The organism is Clostridium bowmanii, assembly GCF_018861315.1.
GTDB classification, from domain to species: domain Bacteria; phylum Bacillota; class Clostridia; order Clostridiales; family Clostridiaceae; genus Clostridium_AD; species Clostridium_AD bowmanii.
Window position 1 is genome coordinate 1 of record NZ_JAHLDL010000020.1, and the last position, 22,616, is coordinate 22,616.

The following is a 22,616-nucleotide window of genomic DNA, read 5'->3' on the forward strand; positions in this document are numbered from 1 at the left end:
GTAAAAAAATTATACTATTGGAATAATCATGCGGTTAAAATCGCATGATCAATTAGTGTGTTTAAATATTAGTGTTTTGAAACAGAAGTAGACTCTATTCCTCATTTTATTTCAAATATAATTTCCAGTAAGAAAAAAATGCAAAAAAATACCTAAGGCAGAAATTAATTTGCCTTAGGTTGATGGCTATGGGGCCTGACCCCTGGGCTATTATGGAAGTAGTCCTTCAGTAGAGAGACCTATGGCAGACGATACTATTTATAACTATGTACAGGATTTTGTTGAAGGTAATATATCTAGAAATGCATTCTGGGAATTAGCAAAGTTTAGATATCCAACACATCAAATAAGCTTTCATACAGCAAGAGCTTTAGCATGTTTAACTTATGAAAGGAGCTATAATTTAAGATGAAATCAAAAATAAGCAATAATTTATACTATGTATGTAGCTTAATAGAATTTATTGGACGTGAAACCAAAAATAAACGTTATGATATAGTAAACCTTTTAGGCGAAGAAGCTATTAGACATATATTTGAATATGCGGATGTATTTCATTCTGAACAAATAGCAGCTGTAGCGGATAGATGTATAGAAGATTATAGAATAGAAAAAGGTTTTTTTGACAATGTAAATGATTGTAAATATAATGTGCCAGATTATTGGAGCATTGGTGCAGTATATCAAAGGCTTATAGAAAATGGGAACTATACCGGGGTACCTACATTAATTGTAGAAATATTAAGTCCGTCAAATGAGTCTCATGATTTAGTTACAAAGATGAATTTATATCAACACTTTGGAGTAAATGAATATTGGATAGTAAATCCTAAAATTAAGACAGTATAATTATATAAAATTAATGATAAGGGTTTCTATGAACAATTTGGAGTTTATAAAAATGGTGAAGAATTTGAATCAGCTATGTTCAAAGAACTTAAAATAAATCTGAAAGAAATTTTTGAACTTTAGACAATGTAAATGATTATGCAAAATGTATGAAAACAGACAAATATTGTTTGCTTTCATACATTTTTTTATTGTATAATTACAATATTAAGTAAATTGTGTTAATTAATGAATATATTGCTAATGAACATAGATTGTTATTATAAAGATACCTAGCTGCAGTGAGGAGGGGGAGAATAGTGGGTAGAATTTTAGTGATTGACGATGAAGAATATATAGGATGGATTATCCAAAAGGCCTTTGAAAACACTGATAATCAGGTTTATGTAACACTAGATGGAAAGGCAGGAATACTTGAAGTACATAGCAAAGCTTTGATGTTGTAGGAGAAATGAGCTCGAATATGCAGGTTAAGTTTTTAAGAGCACTTGAAGATAAGGAAATTCAAAGAGCTTCTGATCTGAGTAGGGGAAATTTAAAAATTGATGTGAGAGTTATAGCTTCTACAAATAAAGACCTAACAGAGGCTATTTTAAATGGGACTTTTAGAGAGGGTTTTTATTATAAATTAAATGTTGTGCCCATTGAAATTCCACCTCTCAGGCATAGAAAAGAAGACGTAGGTGATCTTTTAGATCTATTTATTAAAAAATATGATACTTATAGAAAAATAAAAGGATTTACACTTGAGGCTATGAAGCTTCTTAAAAATTATAATTGGCCAGGTAATATACGTGAACTTGAAAATGCCATAGAAAGAATTGTTATATTAGCAAAGGAGTCATATATTAAAGCAGCAGAACTTCCAATAGAAATTCTAGGACTCCTGGGTATTACAAGATCAGCATTGATTTATAGGATGCAAAAACATAATATAAATTAATATTATATATCTAACTATAATGAACATGAATGGAAGGTGAAAAATATTGAAATCAAATTTAAAAGAAAAGTTTAAAGCGTTTAAGTTTAAAGAATTATTGACATAATCAAATGTTAAAAAGGTAATTATTGTTGTACTCGTTGTGATTGCTTCGGTTTCTGGATTCAAAAGTAGTTTTATACAAAATAAATTCTTTGCGAAAAAGGTCGCAATAAAGCAAAATACAACTATTGCAGAAAAAGGAAATCTAAAGGTTATAGTATCAGGTTCAGGTCCTATATACTTTACAAACTCAAGTATAATTTATTCGAAAATTGGTGCTACAGTTACAAAGGTTAATTACAAAGAAGGAGATAGTGTAAAAGCTGGGGATATAATATATGAACTAGACGATACTGATGCACAGACTGCACTGAATTCAGACTCTAATAGTTTTAAGCAAAATCAAATTTCAGCGAGTACAAGCAATGACGCAGTAAGCGATTTATCAATTAAAGCACCTTTTACAGGCCTTGTTAGCGATATTTTAGTAAAACAGGGCGATACAGTTTCAAAGGGAGGTACAGTTTTTACCATAGCGGATACCACAAAGCTTAAGGTATTGTTAACCTATAATGCTTCATCTGCTGGTAAAATAGCAATAGGACAAACTGCAAATGTATATTTAACTTCACTTATGCAGTCTGTAAGCGGAAATGTAACCTATATAAGTAATCAGACAACTGCAACTAGTGCAGGTGGAAAGTTATATACAGTGGAAATTCAAATTAATAATCCAGGAGCTGTCGTTGAGGGAATGACTGCAAGTGCAGATATTTCAGCCACTGGTGGTGTAATATCAAGCACTGGCACCGCTGAACTTAATTATATAAAAAAACAGCTAGTTACTAGTTCAACAGGTGGAACAGTAGAAAGTATCTCAATTAAACAAAACCAAAAGGTTAGTTCAGGGCAAGCGCTTATAAAAATGAGCAGTGATGAGATTGCACGAGCTAAAGAAAACTCAGACTTACAACTGGAAAGTGCACAGTCGCAGATGGCCTTAAAAACAAAACAACTTGATTATTATAAAATAATAGCCCCTATTAATGGAGTAATAACAAAAATGACTAATAAAGTGGGCGATACTATAAAGGCTGGAGATGAGCTTTCTGATGTTTCAGATCCAACGCAAATGGAGTTTGATATACCTGTAGATGAACTGGCTATAGCAAAACTTAAAGTTGGACAAGATACAAGTATTACCGTAGATGCACTACCAGCAACTACAGAAACTCCAGTTAAAGGAGCGGTTTCAAAGATTGCAGTAACTGGAACCTCAGAAAGTGGAGTAACAACTTTTGTAGTAACGGTTAAAGTTAACGATAATTTAGATAAGCTTAAGGGTGGAATGAATGCAAATGGTGAAATATTAGTATCTAATAAAGAAAATGTTTTGAATTTACCTATAGAAGCTATAACTACAACTGATGGAAAAAGTTTTGTCTATGTTAGTAAAGCTGGTTCTGGACCTATAGCAGGCGTTGGTGGAAATGGTGCAATGGGCGGACGGACTGGACATGTGGAACTTCCGCTGGTTTATAAGGGCGTCCACAGTAGAGAAGCTAAACGAAGAGCAATAGAAGCATTAACAACTGTTAGCCTTAAAGAAAGAATGCATCACAGGCCTAGTGAACTCTCAGGAGGTCAGCAGCAAAGAGTAGCTATTGCTAGAGCATTAGTTACAAGACCACCTGTACTTCTTGCAGATGAGCCTACTGGGGCTCTAGACAGTAAAACAGGAATAGAAGTTATGGGCATTTTGAAAGAACTTAATTCAAATGGGCATACAATAATTCTAATAACTCATGATAATGATCTTGCAGCGGAGGCAAAGCGTATTATAAGAATTTCAGATGGTGAAATCACCGAGGATAAGGAGATGGCACAGTGAAATTTATTCAGGCTTATAAAATGGCAATAAAGAGTATAGTCGCAAACAAGGTAAGGTCTTTTCTCACTATGCTAGGAGTCATCATTGGTGTAGGATCAGTAATTATTGCCGTTGGAGTTGCACAAGGAAGTACTGCTAGTATTACTAATTCACTTTCTGGTCTTGGTACAAACATGATATATATAAATATAACCGGAAGAGGTAGTAATAGAAATGTTACCTATGATGAGCTAATAAAATTTCAGGGCAAGAATAGTTCTATAATTTCTAAGATTGCTCCTCAGGCTTCAAGTAATTCTACAGTAAAAGTAGGGAGTTTAAGTCGTGGTACTACAATACTGGGTACAAGTCCTGAGTATGCAGACATCGGTAGTATTACAGTACAAGAGGGTAGATTTTTAATTCAATTAGATCTTGATTATAATCAAAAGATAGCAGTTATAGGAACTGCAGTTGCTAATGATATATTTAAAGGACAAAGTCCAATAGGTAAGACTATGAAAATAACTGGTCAGCAGTTCAAGGTTGTTGGAGTTCTTACGCAGACGGCAGATGGAGTGGATGCATCCACAGATGATAGAGTCATTATACCAATAAGTGTTGCAACAAGGCTTAGTAAATCAGCAATAATAAAAAACTTTCAAGCTCAGGCTACAACTGCTGATACTGTAGATCAATCAGTTAAAATCTTAACTACATTTTTGACTAAAATATATAAGGATGATAAAGCATTTAGAGTTACAAATATGGCAGCAATGCTGACAGCACTAGATTCAATTACATCAACACTTACAGTTGTACTTGCAGGAATATCGGGGATATCACTTGTAGTAGGTGGTATAGGAATTATGAACATAATGCTAGTATCAGTAACAGAGCGAACAAGGGAAATAGGAATTAGAAAGGCTATTGGCGCGAAAAAAGGAAACATACTTACACAATTTTTAATTGAAGCCTTAGTAGTTACTGGTCTTGGAGGAATCATAGGTGTACTTATTGGTGTCGGCACAATACATTTTGTTATAGGTGGTCTTAAAATCGTTCCCGAGGTATATTCGATTCCATGGATTTTACTTTCTTTTGGTATCTCACTTTTAATAGGAGTGGTTTTTGGAATGTATCCAGCCAACAAAGCAGCAAATTTAAATCCAATAGATGCGTTAGCATATGAATAAATTAGAAAGTATATAAATGTACCGTGTTAAAGGAAAGAGATATAAAAAGGATGGTGTAAAAAATGAAATTTAAAAAAGTAGGTTTAAGTTTAATGTTAGCAGGCGTAATGATACTTTCTACTGTAGGTTCCTCTCAAGTTTTTGCAATTTCAAGCCCTCTAAGCTACGCAGGTTCAATGGAAAAAATGCAACAACTAAAGGTTATAGATAAGGCTACTAAAGGTGAGGATGGACTAGTAACTAGAGGCCAATTAGCAAAAGCCATAGCAATAGCTGATGGATTATCTTCCACATCTTCAAACTTAAATGGCACAACAATTTTTCCGGATATTAAAGCTAATAGTGATATTAGCGGATATGTTAACGGTGTGGTAGGGGTAGGTTTAATGTTTGGAACACCAGACGGTTTATTTCATCCTGAACAGTACGTTACTATGGCAGAGATGGATACAATTATGGTGAGGCTGCTTGGATATACAGATACAGACCCAGACCTTTCAAAATTATCATGGCCTAATAATTATATTCAACAGGCTTATAAATTAGGATTAACTACTGATATAACAGCGAAGAAAAGTGATAAGTTAACTTATAAAGTAGCAGCAGTTTTGTTTGACAGGCTTTTTAGTACCTTAATTAAGGGCTCTCAAACTGAATATTTCTCTGACAAATATTTTGAAGATGAATATTTAAACACTGAAATTACAGGCAGCTTAAAAGAAGTTACAGTGGTTGGAAATTCAAAAACTTCAGATGATCTTTTAGATAATCAAGTTTACCTTGCAGGCCAAGGGTTAACTAGTTTAACAAAATACACAGTTAATAGTAATGCTGGGGAAATTGAACTTGGAGTAAAATATAAACTTTATATTGATGGAAGCACTATTACTAAAGTAAGTGTAAAAGAAAATTCCACAGAAAACTATGCTGTAACAAGTGTAACTTCTTCATTAATAGCTTATAAAGATGACAATGATGTGGCTCATACTATGTCGCTACCAAAAGCTTCACTATATTACTATCATGGAGCATACGTAGACTATGAAGTTGCAGTAAAAGCAGTGAGAGCTTATTCCTCTATTATTCTAACCAATAAGAGTGATAAGTCAGGTTATGACTATGGGATTATTGTTGATGCTAATTTTGGGAAACCACAGGTATATAAAAATGATAATGCCGCACTTCTAGATCAGCTTAGGAATACAAAATATTCTTATATTTACAGAGGTGCCAATATTCAGGAATCTCAATTAAATGCTTATGATGTAGTTTATTTTGTATCAGATATTTGGAATAAGAATACCTTTATTTACGTAAATGATAAGGTTGTAATTGGAACTATTACAGAATTTACAGGAGATATGCTTAATCCAACTGGACTCACAATTAATAATACAAATTATACATTCGGTAAATATTTCAATAGAGCTAGACTTAATAATTATGATGGTGATATTGGAAACTTCTTAACTAATGTTAATGTTAAAGATTTTAAAACTTTAATTTTGGGTGTGGATGGAAAGATTGTCGATATTTACTAGGGGTCAGGCCCCTGGGTAAATATGTAAATATTAAATATGGAGTATTGAAAGTAAAAAAACATAAAGGAGAATCGTCATTTCGATGGCGGTTCTCTTCTTTTGTTTAAAATAAAAGCAAATAGATAATAATTATAAATGCTAAAATAAAAGATTAATAAAAAAATCAAAAGGAGATATGTATGCCTAGAAAAAAACACAAATGGTATATTGGTGCTATGTTGCATGTTACAGCAAGAGGAAATCATAAAAGTAATATTTTTAAAGATGAAACAGATTATAAATTATATTTATATTACGTAAAAGAGGCTATAGAATATTATGATAATAAACATTATATAATTGCATATGTTTTAATGACAAATCATGTACATCTTGTAATTGAAACAACAGATTGTGACATATCCGATTTTATAAAAAGAGTACATGGTAGATATGCAGAGAATTTTAATAAAAAATATGATTGCACAGGACATTTATTCCAGGGTAGATATAACTCAGAGTTAATTGGAGACGAAAATTATATGCTAGAAGTTAGTAGATATGTGCATCTTAATCCAGTAAGGGCTAAAATGGTTGAAAAACCTGAGGATTATCGATGGAGTAGCTACACTATGTACACAGGAGAAAAAGATGAGAAACTAATAACATCAAAAAGAGTACTTTCATATTTTAAAGAAAAAGGATTATATAAAAAATTTGTAGAAAGCGCTATGGGGCCAGACCCCTGGGTAATAATGTAAACAAATAATGTATTGACATCTATAGGGTATTGAATTAAAATTTAACTTAATTGTTAATTAAATACGTATTATATGAAAATGGGGGTATCTTGCTATTTCGCTTGCCAATAAAGGAATAGTAGAGGGGGGAAATTGATTGAGTGAAGCAATTGTTGTAAAAAATTTAGTGAAGTCTTATCAGATGGGTGAAACAAAAATTATTGCTGTAGATGATGTAAGCTTTTCCATAAAAGCGGGATCTTTGGTTGTTTTGATTGGAGCAAGTGGTGCTGGCAAATCTACAGTTTTAAATATTTTAGGTGGAATGGATACAGCGACGTCTGGAAGTGTTGATGTTTATGGACAAGAAATAACAAAGTATAATGATTTAAAACTCACATTATATAGAAGAAACAGTATTGGCTTTGTTTTTCAGTTTTATAACCTTATGCCAAATCTAAATGTCCTAGAAAATGTAGAGCTGGCAAGTCATATATGCAAAAATCCCATTAGTGCAAGGGAAAGCTTAAGATTGGTTGGATTATCAGACAGAGAAAGAAATTTCCCTTCACAAATATCCGGTGGAGAACAGCAAAGGGTTGCTATAGCTAGAGCTCTTGCTAAAAATCCAGATCTATTATTATGTGATGAACCCACTGGGGCATTAGATTATATAACAGGCAAAAGTGTACTTTCACTTTTACATAAAATATGCCGTGAGAGTAATAAAATTGTCATAATTGTAACGCATAACCTTGCAATTGCACCCATAGGAGATATGGTTATCAGAATGAAAAGTGGGCAGGTAGTCAGCATTGAAGAGAATCCCTCACCTATACCTGTGGAGAGGATTGAGTGGTGATATAGATGTTAATTCGTAACTTTTTTAGAGATATATTTTCTACACTACCAAGACTTCTTGCTGTAATAATTATTACGGCCCTTGGAGTAATGATTTATGTTGGTATGAGTGGATATGGTTATAACCTTACCAAAGTAGCTAATAGTTATTATAAAAGTCAGAATGTTGCTGATTATTGGATATATGGAAGTCAGTTTACTAAATTAGATGAAAAGCAAATTGCAAAGCTTGACTCTGTGGAAAGTATACAGTCAGAAATTAGTATACCAACAGAAGATTATGGAGATGAAAACATTAGCATTGACCTGAGTGGTGTATCAGGGGATTTTAATATTAACAAACCTTATATTATATCGGGAAGAATCTTTGAGAGTAACAGGGAATGTATGCTAGATGCTTCCTATGCGAAAGCTCATAATATCAATCTTGATGATAAAATTGAGCTCCGAATTAAAGAAATGGAAAAAAAGCTAACGTTCACCGTTTGTGCACTAATTGATAGCCCAGAAAATGTATATAATGTTGGAGGTATGGACCTTATCCCTAATAGTTATAAACATGGGTTTGCATATGTAAAAGAAGATGCACTAGGCGAGATGAAAGAGATCATGTCCTATAATAAAATTACTTTAAAAGTTGTGGATAATACAGATAAAAATAAACTTAAAGTGGATCTCGAGAAAATCCTTGGAACAAAGTTAAATCAGCTTTTAAGTTTTGATGATAATCAAAAGGCCTCCATTATAATAAGTGAAGTTAAAAATACAAAAGCAATTGCCAGTATACTACCTATGATATTCTTTCTGATTGCAGCATTTATTATGTTTACTACTATGTCAAGGGTTGTAGAAAACAATAGAATGATGATAGGAACATTAAAGGCATTTGGCTATAGTAAAATAGTTATTTTCAATTATTTTTTCTCTTATGCCTTTATAGTGGTTATTTTGGGTAATCTTGTGGGAACCCTGTTGTCAAGCTTAATAACAAGCGCAATGTTAGATATGGCAACGGGTACTATGACTATGCCAAAACTTATAGTTAGTTTTGATGTTTTATCAATTATAAGATCAGTGATTATTACAACTATTATTTGTGCTGGTACAGCCGCGTTTATATGTGCCCGTGAGATAAGATATTCCCCAGCAGAATGTATGAGACCAAAGTCGCCGAAGGTTGGCCGCGAAAATCTTATTGAAAGAATTAAGTTTTTATGGGCAAAGATGAACTTTGAGCAGAAGACTATTGCAAGGAATATCTTCAGAAATAAAATGAGATTAATCATGTGTGTTTTGGGTGTGTCAGGTTGTATGGCAATTATAATCACAGCTTTTGGATTTCGAGATACTACTGGAAAGCTAATGGTTAACATGTTTTCTAATATGTATAAATATGATATTCAGGTAATATTTAAAAATGATACATCAATATTAGAAACTGAGAGAATAAAAAAACTTGCTAGTGTAGATAAAGCTGAAAGTGTAATGAGTGGAGTCATTAAAGTATCTAAAGGTTCTAAAAGTGAAAGTAGTACAATTAGTGTAATGGAGGATACAATATCGCTGATGGTACCTACCATGGAAGCCATGGATAGTATGGTTATGCCGCAAGGCGGAGTTATAGCATCAACTTTTCTTGCGAAAAAGTTAAATATTCATGAGGGAGATATTATTGATATTGTAGTTTCGGGAGAAAATGATATAAGAAAAGTAAAAGTAGTTGCCATTAGAGACAACATAACAGGTTGCTATGTAAGCAGATCCCTATGGAGAAAAATTGGCGAAGAATATATACCTTCTTTTGTATATATAAATACAAAGGATCCAACTAGTTTTATAGAAAATACAAAAGAATATGACTTTATCCTTGCTGTAAAACAAAAAAGTGAACTAGTAGATTCTATAAATAGCCAGATGAGTGCAATGAACACAATTGCTTTCATACTAATTGTTTTTGGTGGAGTTCTTGCCTTAGTAGTTTTGTATAACTTGGGGATTTTAAATTTTTATGAACGAATGAGAGAGCTTGCAACTTTAAAGGTACTAGGGTTTATGAATAATGAAATAAAGACATTGGTTTTAAGAGAGAACACAATTTTCACTATTATTGGCATTATTATTGGAATGCCAATGGGCATAGGACTCACAACATTTATAATGACTGCCTCAGCACAGGAAGACATGACATTTAGTCCATATATTAAGGGTGTTACATTCCTATATGCAGCAGGTTTAACCTTTATGTTTTCGGTTTTTGTTAATATTCTTCTTAGTAAAAAACTAAAGCAAATCGATATGCTTGGGGCTTTGAAAAGTGTAGAGTAGCTCATGTTAACAAAATAATAGCTTTCAATAGAGTAGTTGTATAGATGATGATAATGATGATTTGACATTCAAATACTGAATTTAGTAAAATTAAGGGGGGAATAAGTTAGAATGAAAAAAATATTTTCAAAGAAAATCTTAAAATATACCGTAGGGATTGTTATAATAGTAATTGTATCAGTGCTTTTATACAAGTCACCTATAGTTCAAAATAAACTTGCAGCCAAAGTAGTTGTAGACAAAACTGCTATAGTAAAGAAGGGGGATATAAAGTTTTTGGTGTCAGGTACTGGAGCAGTCTATTATGGGAAAACTGCATCTATATCTTCAAAGGTAAATAGTAAAGTAACAAACATTTATTTTAAAGAGGGTGACAGGGTTAAAGCAGGCGACTTGATTTGCGAATTTGATGATTCTGGTGCTAAATTAATTGCCAGTCAAAGCAAGAATGCTTTAGTTACAAATCAATTATCCAATGATGCAAATGCAACACTTGTAAACAAGCTCAATATTGTGACACCTTTTTCGGGTCAAATCACGAATATTGTAGTAAAACAGGGTGATGTAGTTCAAAAAGGAGGAGAATTATTCACTATTGCTGATACTTCAAAACTAAAGTTGGCAGTTGAATTTAATGCAGCTGATATAAATAAGATATCTGTAAATCAATCCGTTGATATAAATATAACCTCTTTTATGCAATCTGTTAAGGGCAAAGTCATCTATAAAAGTGATAAAGCAATATCTACAAGCGCTGGAGGTAAGTTGTATACTGTAGAAATAACAATAAATAATCCAGGGGCTCTTTCAGAAGGTATGAAAGCTAGTGCATCTATAGAGACATCAAGCGGAAGTATATCTAGTACAAATACCGAAGCTTTAGAATATATAAATAAGACCACCGTTATAAGTGAAACCGGTGGCACAGTAAATTATATTTCCATGAAGAAAAATCAACAAATTGATTCTGGCAGCGAAGTTATTAAAATCAAAAATGATGATGTTACATTAAATAAAGAAATAGGTGTTTCTAGGATTACTGATTCTCAAATCCAAATAGCATCAACGCAGAGTCAACTTGGAGACTATAAAATATATGCACCTATAGATGGTATAATAGCGCAGCAGAAAATAAACAAAGGTGATAGTATAATCATGGCACAGGCAGTAACTACTATAGAAGAAACAAATGTAGTACAAGTTGATGTAGATATAGACGAGCTAGAAATAGCTAAAGTTGCTATAGGACAAAAGGCAAAACTTACTGTGGATGCTATTCCTGAGACAATAACAAAACCTATAGAGGGCGAGGTTGTAAAAATAGCCCTTGATGGGATTTCTAAAAATGGTGTAACAAACTTTGTAGTAACTATTAAGGCTAAGGGTATACAGAGCATGCTTAAAGGTGGAATGAACTTAAGTGCTGATATAGAAACAAAAAGCACAACTAATGTATTGTATCTTCCCAAAGCGGCAATAACAAAGGTTGGAGGCAAATCAATAGTAAAGGTTAAAGAAGGCATCGAAAATGTAGTAGAAAAGGAAGTTAAGGTTGGAGCAAGTAATGGTTATATTGTAGAAATTAGAAGTGGGCTTAGTTCAGGAACTATAGTAATTTTGCCTGGAAATAAGCAATGATATCACCGAAAAACACCTTAAATCATAGATAATAAACATTATAAATTAACTTGTTGTAAAAAATTATTGGAGATGGTGAAAATAAGTAAGAATGTATCAAAGTTAGCAAAAATATCAAAAATAGTATTAATGTTAACTATAACATTAATTTTAATAATGGTCAGACAATCTACAACCTTTGGTATAACAAATCCAACATTAGATTTTCTAAAAATGTACAAGTTAGTTGATACTTATACAATTAGCAATACTAAAAATGGAGATAGTGGAGATTTGCTCAATACGAAAGCCTCTATAACTTTAGGAACTGATTTAAATTCTCCTTATATTACAAATGTAGGTGATTTCAAATCATCTGAAGGAACAATAACTAAAGAGGCGAATGGTATTTATGTGTTGACGGCTATAATGGACCGCACAGCTCCAAATACCTCACATTCTATATCTATTGAAAGAACTTTTACAACAGGGACTATTGATTATAATATAGATAAGTCTAAAGTTACATCTAATTATAGTCAATTAGATAATTATATGGATTATTTAAAAGAAGAGGTAGGTGTAGAAGTAAATAATGCATCAATACAGGCAAAGGCTAAATCGCTAACTGAAAATATTGTTAATCCTTATGATAAAGCTTTTGCAATATTTAGATTTGTGAACACAAATATGACGTATAGCCTAGATTCAAAATTTGCAAACAAAGGCGCTTTAAGTGCACTAATTTATAAAGAAGGTGTATGTCAAGATTATGCACAGCTATTTGTTGCTTTATGTAGAGCAAGTGGAATACCTGCTAGAACGGTAATTGGATTTAGGAATACTGAGGATATGACATATAAAAATTCTATTGATTTAACAGGTTCAAGTCATATGTGGCCCGAAATATACTTGCCAAGTTATGGATGGGTTATAACTGAACCTACTGAAGTATTTGCTAATAATGGTGTAGTAATTAAAACAGTATCAGATAATATTTTAATGCAATATTTTGCTAAAGCCCTTATACCATCAGAACACATTGCCACTAGTTACGAAACTGGTGTGTCGTTTAGAAGTGCAATTGTTACATCAAATTATAACCGTGGAACAGTTAGCAGACCTACCATGAGCACTAATTCCAATTCAACGTTGTATTTAGTAGATGATGCAGTTATTAATACAATTGATACAGCCAAATCTGCTATAGAAAATGTAGATAATAATCTTACATTAGATAATTATAAAAAAGCAATGAACTTAGTTTATAAGTTGGATGATTCAGTGACAGAAAAAAAATCATTATTAGAAAAGCTAGATATTATATTAGACAATTTAGTAACTAAAAATCCAAAAGATGAAAATATGAAAGAATTGGGTAAAATTCTTGTTGCTATTAAAAGAGCGGAATTGCAAACAAGCTACAGTACCTATGATTCAGCAATATACTTGATGTCAACATTAAGTGATTCTGATTTTGGAAAAGCACCAAATAGACTAAGAGATAGACTGTCAATAGTAGCTACTAAAATTCAAGATAAAAAAATAAATAGTAAATTTAAAGATTTATCAGATTTCCCATTTCTACAAAGTAAAGATGTTGCAAAGGTTTGGAATATAACATTTTCTCAATTAATTGATGAAAAAACAGTTAATACTGATAATATTTCAATGAAAAACTCTAAAGGACAATTGGTTAATTTCAAGGCATCTTCTAATGGGGAAATTATAAGTATATCACCAATTAGTAAATTTGAACTTGGTGAACAATATGCTGTTTACATTAGTAACAAAGTTCTAAGTATGAACGGTGATTGCATCACAAATGGTTGGTATTTTACCTTTGAAATCAATCCTTAAAAATCAAGTGCAACTATTTACGAGTTTTAACGTAACTTATAATGGGTAATTAAAATGAAAATTTATTATTCGATTTAAAAGCATATGATATAATAAACTATAATTTGATGAAATAAACTGTAATTAGTTACGATTAATATTAGGATAAAGCCTATTAGGAGGAATTTAGTATGAAAGAAAATGATACTGCAATAACATCAGAAAAAGAATCATTAGACATAGAACTGCATCTTAATGAATATGATAAAGGGGTTATGTCTGACTTTCAAAAGCAATTTTTGAATGAAGAGTTGGCGCAACTCCCACCTTTAGAAGAGGGACAAGTATCCATTAATGGTATATATACCTTTGATATGGGAGATAAAATTGAGGTTAGTGCTTATTTAAGAAATGGATTGTCAAATCAAATTAATTTTGACAAAGTACCATTAGTAATTGTAAATAAAAATGGTGACATACTTGCTAAACAAACTATGCACATGCAGGAGTTTGGTATATTACCTTCTTATTCTGCAAGAGCACATAAATTTTATTTTGATAAGGAAAACGTATTTGTTGATACAATTCCAATGGATGATTGGAAAATACAATTCGAAAATTCTGTTAGTGCTATAAATACTGTAAAGATTGAGTTTGAAGACATGCCAGAAAGTATGGACCATGATTTAAAAAATAACTTCATAAAATTCTTAGATATGTTACCATATATAAAAGCTGGAGATGTTAATGTTGATGTATTTAAAACAGAAAAGCGCATGGATAACTCTATTTCTATAGTCGTACTAATCCGTAATGGCTGTGATAAAGTTATAAACTTAGAGAAATTACCAATATTAATAGAAGATTTACAAGGCGAGATAGTAGCTAAGGGCATATTTGAAACTCAAAATGTAAATGTAAACCCACATAAAGCTAAAATTTATGAACTTGTTATAACAGAAGATTATATTGATAATAAGGATTATGACATAAATAGCTGCAAAGTACATTTTAAAGCATAGCATAAAGCGATGTTGGTTTTACAGAACAAAAAAAATGGCGACAGCCATAGAAGGGGACTATCAAAATTTAGATTTTGGTAGTTTTTCTTAAGTCCAGCATTTGTACTAAGCCAATAGGCTGAAAGAAACAGTCGGTAAAATCATAGCGGAAGTTATAGTTAAGAAAGATGCGATAAGTAGCTTATTTCGCTGACATAGTTCGTATTCTACTTATATTATATAGACCGTAATTGGTTAACAAAGTCTAGGAGGCTCTTACTAATGAACGAAAGAAAAAAAATGATTAGTTGTATTTTAGCACTAACAGTAACATTAACAACAGGCATGGCCAGTGCTATACCTGTATTCGCAGTCACAAAAGGTACAAGCACAGTGGAAGCTCAGGCATCTCAAAGTGGATCAGCATCACATAGACTAGCAGGCATCGATCGCTATGCTACTGCAGTTGCTATATCACAAAAGGGATGGGAAGCTTCAGACACCGTTATACTTGCAAGTGGAGAAGATTATGCAGATGCGTTAACATCTGGGCCACTTGCAAAGAAATACGATGCCCCAATTTTGCTGACTTCAAAAGCTAGCATAAATGCAGGGACAATTGCTGAGATAGGAAGGCTACAGGCTAAGAATATCATAATAATAGGTAGAGAAGGAGCTGTATCTTCAGGGGTAGCTGCTCAGTTAACCAAAGCTGGATTATTCGATATAACTCGTATTGGTGGACTTAATAGGTATGAGACATCCACATTGGTAGCTGCTAGACTTAATAAGCCTAGTGCAGTAGTGATAGTACCAGGACAAGATTTTCCAGATGCTCTATCGGTTTCTCCAATAGCTTCAAAATTGGGATATTCAATTATATTATCTGAAAAGTCTGGGTTATCGGACAGTGCCAAAAAGTACATTGCAAATAATGAAATAAAAAAAGCATATCTTGTAGGTGGAACAGGAGTATTATCACCAGCTATTGAAAAACAAGTAACTGGTCCAGTAAGACTTGCAGGTGTAAATAGATATGAAACAAACTTAGCAGTTTTAAAAGCGTTTGAAAGTACATTTAGTTATGACAATGTTTTTATAGCTACAGGTAATAATTTCGCCGATGCATTAGCAGGTGCGGCATTAGCTTCTAAGACTAGTTCACCAATGATTTTAGCAGGAAGCAGTATGAATACAAATACAGCTCACTATTTAGCTTCTAAAGAAAACCTAAGTACTAAAATATTAGCTTTAGGTGGTCAAGCTATTATATCAGATTCAATAGTAAAATCTGCTATAGATGATAAAGCTACTATAGCGGTTGCTAAGAATTATTCATCAGAAGGAACATACTCTGATGGAGATATAAGTGGCTCTGTAATAATAAGTGCAGCGGGAGTAAATTTAAAAAATACAACTATATCAGGTGATTTATTAATAGCTTCAACTGTAGGAGAAGGCAGTGTTGATTTAGATAATGTTATCGTAGCAGGTAAGATTATAATTAACGGTGGCGGTTTAAATAGTGTTAAATTGCACAACATGCACAGTAAGTCAGTGGAACTGGATAAGGCTACTGGTGAAAGTGTTAGAGTAGTTACAGATGCTACATCTAGTATAGATACGGTATTGGTATCTGCAAATGGTATTGTTGACCAGGCATCAGCATCTAAGAAAGGTAGTATTACAGTTGATAACAATTCATCTGTTGTTTTAAAGGGCGGATTTGAAACTGTTCAAGTTAATGGACAAGGTTCTAATGTAAAAGTAGTAAGTGCTTCAATTGCTACATTTTACGTAAATGCTAAATCAAGTAAGACTATTGTAGATGTAGATACTAATTCAACTGTATTTAATTTGAATGTTAATGCAGCAGTTACAGTTAGTGGGACTGGGTCAATAACTAATGCAAATATAGGAGCAAATGGTACTACTATTGCAATTACACCAGCGAATACATCAGTAACTGCAGGTGTTTCTGCTTTGGTTAATGGCACTACAAAAGATAGTACTAATAGTACTGTTATAAAAAGTGTACCTGAAGGAGGAGAAACACCTACACCGCTTACACCAACGGTTTCAGGTACAAGTGCTATTAATGCAACTACTGTTACTTTTAGCTGTGATGTTGCTCCAACAACTGTAACTTGGAATGGAAAAGCCACAATAGCAGCTTCTTATAATTCAGCAACAAAGTTAGAGACAATTACAGTTCCAAGCATTACAAGTGCAGAAAATGCATTGGTTGTTAATGCTACTGGGTATACTGCTACAACTCTAAATTATACAATTCCAGTAGGAACTTACGACAATTTAATAGTTATTGGCGCTATCGCAGATTTAAATGAGGCAATTATAAAGCAAGTTGATGGTCAAACTTGGATAATAAATGCTGGCAATTACGGTCTAAAACCTATTAAGGACTATAGTGCAAGTAGTGAAAATCAAACAGGTTGGTATTTCCCTATAACAGCCGATAATATCACAATAAAAGGAATTGGCAATCCAACTCTATTTGGTAATGAATATACTGCAAATGGTAATTGGTCAACCCAAAACCTAATAACTATATTCGGTGATAATGTTAAAATTTCAGGTTTAACATTAATGAATAAGGTGGATGGTAATAAAATTATTGAAGTAGCAGGAGCTAACTCTGATATTGAAGATTGTATTATTAAACCTAATACAATGATTGATGAATCTATATACGATAATATAACAAAAGATGAAGATAAGGAATTTGCTAAACAATGGGGAGGCTCAATATACTATAATTCCCCAGGAAATCATGTTATGAAGAATGTTGCAATCAATAACAGTGGGATTTCGTTTAGATACTCATCAGCAGGAACACACATAGACTTCGAAAATGTTAATCTTATTTATAATACTAATATAGATTCTATTAGTTCATATAAATTTAGTTCTGGATTCAACAATTCAGATTGCTCAATAACTGGAAAGCCTGTTGTTTCTTATGTAGTTGATAAAGTAGATGGTTGGGTAAAAGACAGGTATGAACCTGCCTCATTTACTTTCGGAGAGGACCTTGATAAACTAGATGCTTATAAATTAGGCATTGATAGTAAGGGAAGTTCAATTGTACGAGGAAGTAGTTATACAAGTAATTTTTATAATACCCAAGGTAAGAGTTATGAAGTTGAGAACTCTAGTAAAAGTACTTCTTGGCAAGTAGAATCTAAAGTTTATATTTCAGATGAAATGATGGCAGGCGTTAAACCTTTCCGTGCCGAATTATGGTTAGGCACAAAGAATCCTACGGGAGATGCTGTTAATTCATACCCAATTATAGGTATTGGAAATGTGGATAAAGATAATAAATATGACTCAACAAATAAAGCACCCATTTGGAGATGGTGGAATAGTAATGGTCAAGGATTATGGACAAATTCCATAAATGAAAAAGTAGCAGCTCCATCAAAAGGTTGGCATACACTTAAAATAAAGTGTAATGGTGACAATAAAATAGTTTATTATGTTGATAATATTGAATTGGCTCAATACTTATATGATGAAACTGGTAGTCAAACTTATTTATCATCAATAATGCTTCAAAGTTACAATTACAATAATTACGAGGATTATAAGGTAGTTGGTAAAAAAGTTATGAATTATTCTTTTGATGCTTACTTTAAAGATATAAACTATACAATAGATTAATAGATTAAGATAGACCCCCGGGGGTTTCTTTTCGCCCGAGCCCCCGGGGGTAAATAGAATAATGTGTTAGTATTTGCATGTTGATAAAACAAATTTAGAATGATATAATTTGATTGCAATATGAAAATAATATAAGTGGCGGTGTTAAAATGGATTTAGATACAAAAAATATGTTTGAATTAATATTGACCAAGTTAGATGGTATGGACAAAAGACAAGATGGTATGGACAAAAAGCTAGATGGTATGGACAAAAGACAAGATGGTATGGACAAAAAGCTAGATGGTATGGACAAAAGACAAGATGGTATGAACAAAAAGCTAGATGGTATGGATAAAAGACAAGATGAAATGTACATAATGCAAAGAGGATTAGAAGAAAATGCTAAAGTAACAAGAGCAGAGCAGGATAAAATGATGTACATACTGTCGGATATACAAGGAAAAGTTACAAAATTAACTGAAGAAGTTGAACAACATGAAAATTTTATTAGTCAAATACGATCTATTAAATAGAATAATAAAATAAAAAGCTCCAATCGCAATTATGCTATTGGAGCTTTATTTGTGTAAAAAAATCCCAGGGGTCAGGCACCCCAGTAAATCCCAGGGGTCAGGCACCCAGCAAACTATATTTTTTTTATACTTACATCGTCCCAATCCATAGGGGCTCCGTTACTCCTATAAAGGGATAATGTTATAGTTTTGGTATTGGGCGGTATGCAAAATATAAAGTTTACCTTTGTCCAAGATGAACTACTACTTACTATTTTCTTTATTATATTGAGTTCTTTAGGATTATCATAATCGTTTATTTTTACCGTACCTGTAGTAGTTCCCATGCCATATGGTCTAATCCAGCCCTCAAATAGGAATTCTTCTCCTGAAACTCCTAATTTGTCTAAGGAGATAATATTTTGTAATACACCTGAATTAGGGATACTGTCATTTATACGTAAAAAATTAGTTCCTGTTCTCCCTCCACTTGTTTCAATGGTGTTTTCGGGCCATTTACCTGTGCCAATCCATGATCCTGGATTATCTACTGTCAAATATTCAAAACTATCATCAGCATTTAGTTTAAGTCTAGTGCTACTATAAGGATCTGCAAAGAAAAGTCCCGAAGGTGTTAAAACCTCTATTGAACCGTTATCCCATTGTGTTTTGATATAATCAAGCAAGGTAGTAAACTGATCAAGTGTCATACGTCCAGGTTTCCCTAAATTACCTGGGTGGCACATTAATTCAATACCAGACTTATTTTTAATAGCTAAAGCGATATTGGCTTCTGAAGTTGCCAATGACCCAAAACTATCAGAAACAGTATAATGACTTAATCCATGATATATATTTGTTGGTAATGTTCTTGGAGGAAGATATGCATAGGCTTCTGTTATAGCATAAGTTTCCATTAGCAATCTTCCTACCGTTCCGTTGTAATCACTTGGCTTTGTTAACCCATTATAAGGTAAATTTTTTGTGCTAGGACGAACTCCTGGAAGTGCCCAACCAACTACTTTTATATTTTGTGCTTCAATTTCTTTTTTTGAAGTCACTATTTGACTATACAATCCTGCGAAGCCTTTTTTGCTATAGTCCTTATGATCTGTCCCATGACTCCATATTTCAACACCATTTCTATTCCAATTCCTTACTTCATCCCAGGTTGTACCTTTGCCCCAGCTCTGCGCCTTGTTAAATCGCGATATTAAAGCCATACTACAGGGGAGACCACGAGCAATTAACAGTGGATATATTTTTTCTCCAAATGCATCTTGGTAATCATCAAATCTTAATGCAACTACTCCTTTTCCAGCTGTACCAATTACTCCACCCTTTGACATACGTTCTTGTTGTAATAAAAGTAGTGATTTGTTATACATAGTATAGGATGATTGAGACATTTGATTATCCTGCTGATATAATGTTTCATTTTTGGGTGCAAGAGCATCTATTGAAGTGTAGTTTGTTGCCTGTGGATGAAAAACACTTAATGGTTTATGCAATATCTTAATTTCCACGATAAAAAAAGAGGAAATTAGTAAACTTATTATAATGATAATACCACAAGCTTTTTTCAATTTTTATACCCCCTTTTAGATTACTAAAATATATGTTGGTGGATTCTTATTTAAGATACATTACTATATTGTATATAATATACAATATAGTAATAATAATGTAATGAAGCATACAAATATAAAAAAAATTGCTTTATACTTTTAGTATTACCTAAAATGTACAAAAATAACATTTTTATACTGGAAGTAGCATAAAAAAGAAGCCGGAAATTTATTTTCGGCTTTAATGTACTACAAAAAAGCCATGATAGAATTCAAAATGTGAATTCTATCACGGCTCTTTTACAAAATATTAATTGCCAGCAATGAAAAGTTAAAAAATAGTATTTAGGGTCTTTTTAAAACATATCCTTCTTGTTCAGGTAATAAATAACCAATATGCCTATAACACCAACGATTGCAACTACATACCAAAAGCCCATGCCTACACCAGTAGTACCAAAAGGTACTCCAGTAACATTCATACCAAATAGCCCAGAAATCATATTAGGTATAGCCATAACTATAGTAATAGCAGCTAGTAATTTCATTACTATGTTAAGGTTATTGGATATAACAGAAGCATAAGCACCCATAGTTCCACTTAAGATGTTACTATAAATAGTGCACATCTCTATAGCCTGTCTGTTTTCAATAATAACATCCTCTAATACGTCATTATCGTCTTCATACTTTTCTAGGATGTCTAGTTTAAGCATTTTTTCTAAGGTGAGTTCATTTGCTTTTAAGGAAGTAGAAAAATAAACAAGAGACTTTTCCAGTGCCAATAATTGAAGAAGTTCTTTATTTTTCATGGATTTATGTAATTGTTTTTCTACCATATAGCTTTTCTTATCAATTTGTCTTAAATATATCAGATAAAAGTTAGCAATTCTATATAAGATTTGTAACATAAATCTTGAACGCTTAAATGTAAAAAAGGAGCCAACCTTTCCTGTAGTAAAATCTGCTAATATTTTGCTGTTTTTTAAACATACAGTGATTATAACTTTATCAGTATGTATCATAGACAGTGGGTAAGTATCATAGGTTAGTGAATTATCATCCATATCTGTAAAGGGAATATCTAGAATAATTAAGGTGCAAGCATCTATATCTATTCGGGAAGTTTCCTCCTCATCTAAGGCAGCCTTTAAAAAATCCATAGGAACATTTGTCTTTTTCGATACAAATATTAGTTCCTCATCAGAAGGATCTATCATATTAATCCAGCAACCTGCCTCTATATTTTCCAGCTTGGTTAGCTGCTTATTTTCTGCACTGCTATATATTGAAATCAATATAACACCTCCTTGTATATTCACTTTATATTATAATCCAAAGAAGAGGGTATAGACAACTAAAATTAATTTAATGATTTTTAACATGCAGTTGACAAAATACTTGGAATAATCGATAATGATATATGAAATGCTATACATGATGAATCAGAAAATTGGAATAATAATAAAGAAATTATACTAAATATATTGTAGAGTATTATTTGGGGAGGAAAATTCATGGATTTATACTCACTTTTTACAATTGCTTTAGCATTATCTTTAGATGCTTTTGGGGTGGCTTTATGTATAGGATTAAATAGTCAAACTAGACTCACAAATAAGATAGGTTTTATTATTTCTTTTGGTTTTTTTCAATTTTCATTTTCATGCATAGGGGCTTATTTTGGTTTTCTTTTCAACACATATGTAGCGGCCATGCCAAGCATAATTGGTGGTATGCTCATATCTTTCGTTGGAGTGCTTATGATTAGTGAAGGCCTTGAAAATCAAGGTAAGTGTCCACTACTTAAACCTAAAATGTATTTTATTTTAGGGGTGTCTGTTAGCATAGATGCTATGGTGGTAGGTTTCACAGTATTAAATGATATAACAGTGGCTATATTATTTAAAGATACCTTATTTATTGGTGGTATAACTCTGGTAATGTCAGCATTGGCCTTTATGATTTCTAAATATTTAAAGAAGATAGAAGTTGTAGCGAAATATGCGGACTATATTGGGGGAATAATTTTAATAGTTTTTGGGTTAAAAATGATGTTTTTTTAAA

18 protein-coding genes are annotated in these 22,616 nt (G+C 32.4%); 16 read left to right on the top strand and 2 right to left on the bottom strand.

Going from position 1 to position 22,616, the window contains the following annotated elements; translation table 11 throughout:
- The first annotated feature begins 241 nt into the window (after positions 1–241).
- The 15 genes from KPL51_RS13915 to KPL51_RS13985 all read left to right on the top strand — a co-directional run bounded on the left by KPL51_RS13915 (position 242) and on the right by KPL51_RS13985 (position 19,002).
- Entirely contained in the window at positions 242–412 is a 171-nt protein-coding gene (locus KPL51_RS13915; RefSeq protein WP_446681736.1) for a DUF3990 domain-containing protein, read from the top strand.
- The gene (locus KPL51_RS13920) at positions 409–849 is read left to right on the top strand and encodes a Uma2 family endonuclease (RefSeq protein WP_216162700.1); all 441 of its coding nucleotides are present in this window, start codon (positions 409–411) and stop codon (positions 847–849) included. The genes KPL51_RS13915 and KPL51_RS13920 overlap by 4 nt, the downstream gene beginning before the upstream one ends.
- Positions 850–1,148: 299 nt before the next feature.
- Positions 1,149–1,295, top strand: coding sequence for a hypothetical protein (locus KPL51_RS13925; protein ID WP_216162703.1), 147 nt, complete (start codon positions 1,149–1,151; stop codon positions 1,293–1,295).
- 5 nt (positions 1,296–1,300) lie between these two features.
- Positions 1,301–1,792 carry an AAA-type ATPase lid domain-containing protein gene (locus KPL51_RS13930; RefSeq protein WP_216162706.1) on the top strand — a complete coding sequence of 164 codons (492 nt, stop codon included), beginning with the start codon at positions 1,301–1,303 and terminating at the stop codon, positions 1,790–1,792.
- Between the two features lie 142 nt (positions 1,793–1,934).
- Positions 1,935–3,725, top strand: coding sequence for an ATP-binding cassette domain-containing protein (locus KPL51_RS24325; RefSeq protein WP_216162709.1), 1,791 nt, complete (start codon positions 1,935–1,937; stop codon positions 3,723–3,725).
- Entirely contained in the window at positions 3,722–4,900 is a 1,179-nt protein-coding gene (locus KPL51_RS13940; RefSeq protein ID WP_216162712.1) for an ABC transporter permease, read from the top strand. The genes KPL51_RS24325 and KPL51_RS13940 overlap by 4 nt, the downstream gene beginning before the upstream one ends.
- A 62-nt stretch (positions 4,901–4,962) precedes the next feature.
- Positions 4,963–6,441 carry an S-layer homology domain-containing protein gene (locus KPL51_RS13945; protein ID WP_216162715.1) on the top strand — a complete coding sequence of 493 codons (1,479 nt, stop codon included), beginning with the start codon at positions 4,963–4,965 and terminating at the stop codon, positions 6,439–6,441.
- A 179-nt stretch (positions 6,442–6,620) separates the two neighbouring features.
- Positions 6,621–7,181, top strand: coding sequence for a transposase (locus KPL51_RS13950; RefSeq protein WP_216162718.1), 561 nt, complete (start codon positions 6,621–6,623; stop codon positions 7,179–7,181).
- Between the two features lie 136 nt (positions 7,182–7,317).
- On the top strand, positions 7,318–8,022 hold the full coding sequence (locus KPL51_RS13955) for an ABC transporter ATP-binding protein (protein WP_280526771.1): 705 nt from the start codon (positions 7,318–7,320) through the stop codon (positions 8,020–8,022).
- Between the two features lie 5 nt (positions 8,023–8,027).
- Entirely contained in the window at positions 8,028–10,346 is a 2,319-nt protein-coding gene (locus KPL51_RS13960; RefSeq protein WP_216162721.1) for an ABC transporter permease, read from the top strand.
- Positions 10,347–10,457: 111 nt separating this feature from the next.
- Positions 10,458–11,984, top strand: a complete 1,527-nt coding sequence (locus tag KPL51_RS13965) for an efflux RND transporter periplasmic adaptor subunit (protein ID WP_216162724.1) — start codon at positions 10,458–10,460, stop codon at positions 11,982–11,984.
- Between the two features lie 75 nt (positions 11,985–12,059).
- On the top strand, positions 12,060–13,823 hold the full coding sequence (locus KPL51_RS13970; protein ID WP_216162727.1) for a transglutaminase-like domain-containing protein: 1,764 nt from the start codon (positions 12,060–12,062) through the stop codon (positions 13,821–13,823).
- Positions 13,824–13,993: 170 nt separating this feature from the next.
- Entirely contained in the window at positions 13,994–14,824 is an 831-nt protein-coding gene (locus tag KPL51_RS13975; protein WP_216162730.1) for an SLAP domain-containing protein, read from the top strand.
- A gap of 261 nt (positions 14,825–15,085) precedes the next feature.
- Positions 15,086–18,487, top strand: a complete 3,402-nt coding sequence (locus KPL51_RS13980) for a cell wall-binding repeat-containing protein (RefSeq protein ID WP_216162733.1) — start codon at positions 15,086–15,088, stop codon at positions 18,485–18,487.
- A 149-nt stretch (positions 18,488–18,636) separates the two neighbouring features.
- Entirely contained in the window at positions 18,637–19,002 is a 366-nt protein-coding gene (locus KPL51_RS13985; RefSeq protein ID WP_216162736.1) for a hypothetical protein, read from the top strand.
- 113 nt (positions 19,003–19,115) lie between these two features.
- Here KPL51_RS13985 and KPL51_RS13990 read toward each other — a convergent pair whose 3' ends face one another.
- Both KPL51_RS13990 and KPL51_RS13995 read right to left on the bottom strand, forming a co-directional pair.
- Entirely contained in the window at positions 19,116–20,567 is a 1,452-nt protein-coding gene (locus KPL51_RS13990) for a polysaccharide deacetylase family protein (protein ID WP_216162739.1), read from the bottom strand.
- Between the two features lie 338 nt (positions 20,568–20,905).
- On the bottom strand, positions 20,906–21,847 hold the full coding sequence (locus tag KPL51_RS13995) for a magnesium transporter CorA family protein (protein WP_216162742.1): 942 nt from the start codon (positions 21,845–21,847) through the stop codon (positions 20,906–20,908).
- A gap of 219 nt (positions 21,848–22,066) precedes the next feature.
- Between KPL51_RS13995 and KPL51_RS14000 the strand changes: the two genes are divergently transcribed.
- A complete protein-coding gene (locus tag KPL51_RS14000) occupies positions 22,067–22,615 on the top strand; it encodes a manganese efflux pump MntP (protein ID WP_216162745.1) in 549 nt (182 codons plus the stop codon).
- Position 22,616 lies beyond the last annotated feature (1 nt).

Bases quoted from the DNA above. Each gene is read 5' to 3' on its own strand.
- KPL51_RS13915 (WP_446681736.1), top strand. From the start codon at position 242: ATGGCAGACGATACTATTTATAACTATGTACAGGATTTTGTTGAAGGT.
- KPL51_RS13920 (WP_216162700.1), top strand. From the start codon at position 409: ATGAAATCAAAAATAAGCAATAATTTATACTATGTATGTAGCTTAATA.
- KPL51_RS13930 (WP_216162706.1), top strand. From the start codon at position 1,301: ATGAGCTCGAATATGCAGGTTAAGTTTTTAAGAGCACTTGAAGATAAG.
- KPL51_RS13945 (WP_216162715.1), top strand. From the start codon at position 4,963: ATGAAATTTAAAAAAGTAGGTTTAAGTTTAATGTTAGCAGGCGTAATG.
- KPL51_RS13950 (WP_216162718.1), top strand. From the start codon at position 6,621: ATGCCTAGAAAAAAACACAAATGGTATATTGGTGCTATGTTGCATGTT.
- KPL51_RS13960 (WP_216162721.1), top strand. From the start codon at position 8,028: ATGTTAATTCGTAACTTTTTTAGAGATATATTTTCTACACTACCAAGA.
- KPL51_RS13965 (WP_216162724.1), top strand. From the start codon at position 10,458: ATGAAAAAAATATTTTCAAAGAAAATCTTAAAATATACCGTAGGGATT.
- KPL51_RS13975 (WP_216162730.1), top strand. From the start codon at position 13,994: ATGAAAGAAAATGATACTGCAATAACATCAGAAAAAGAATCATTAGAC.
- KPL51_RS13980 (WP_216162733.1), top strand. From the start codon at position 15,086: ATGAACGAAAGAAAAAAAATGATTAGTTGTATTTTAGCACTAACAGTA.
- KPL51_RS13985 (WP_216162736.1), top strand. From the start codon at position 18,637: ATGGATTTAGATACAAAAAATATGTTTGAATTAATATTGACCAAGTTA.
- KPL51_RS14000 (WP_216162745.1), top strand. From the start codon at position 22,067: ATGGATTTATACTCACTTTTTACAATTGCTTTAGCATTATCTTTAGAT.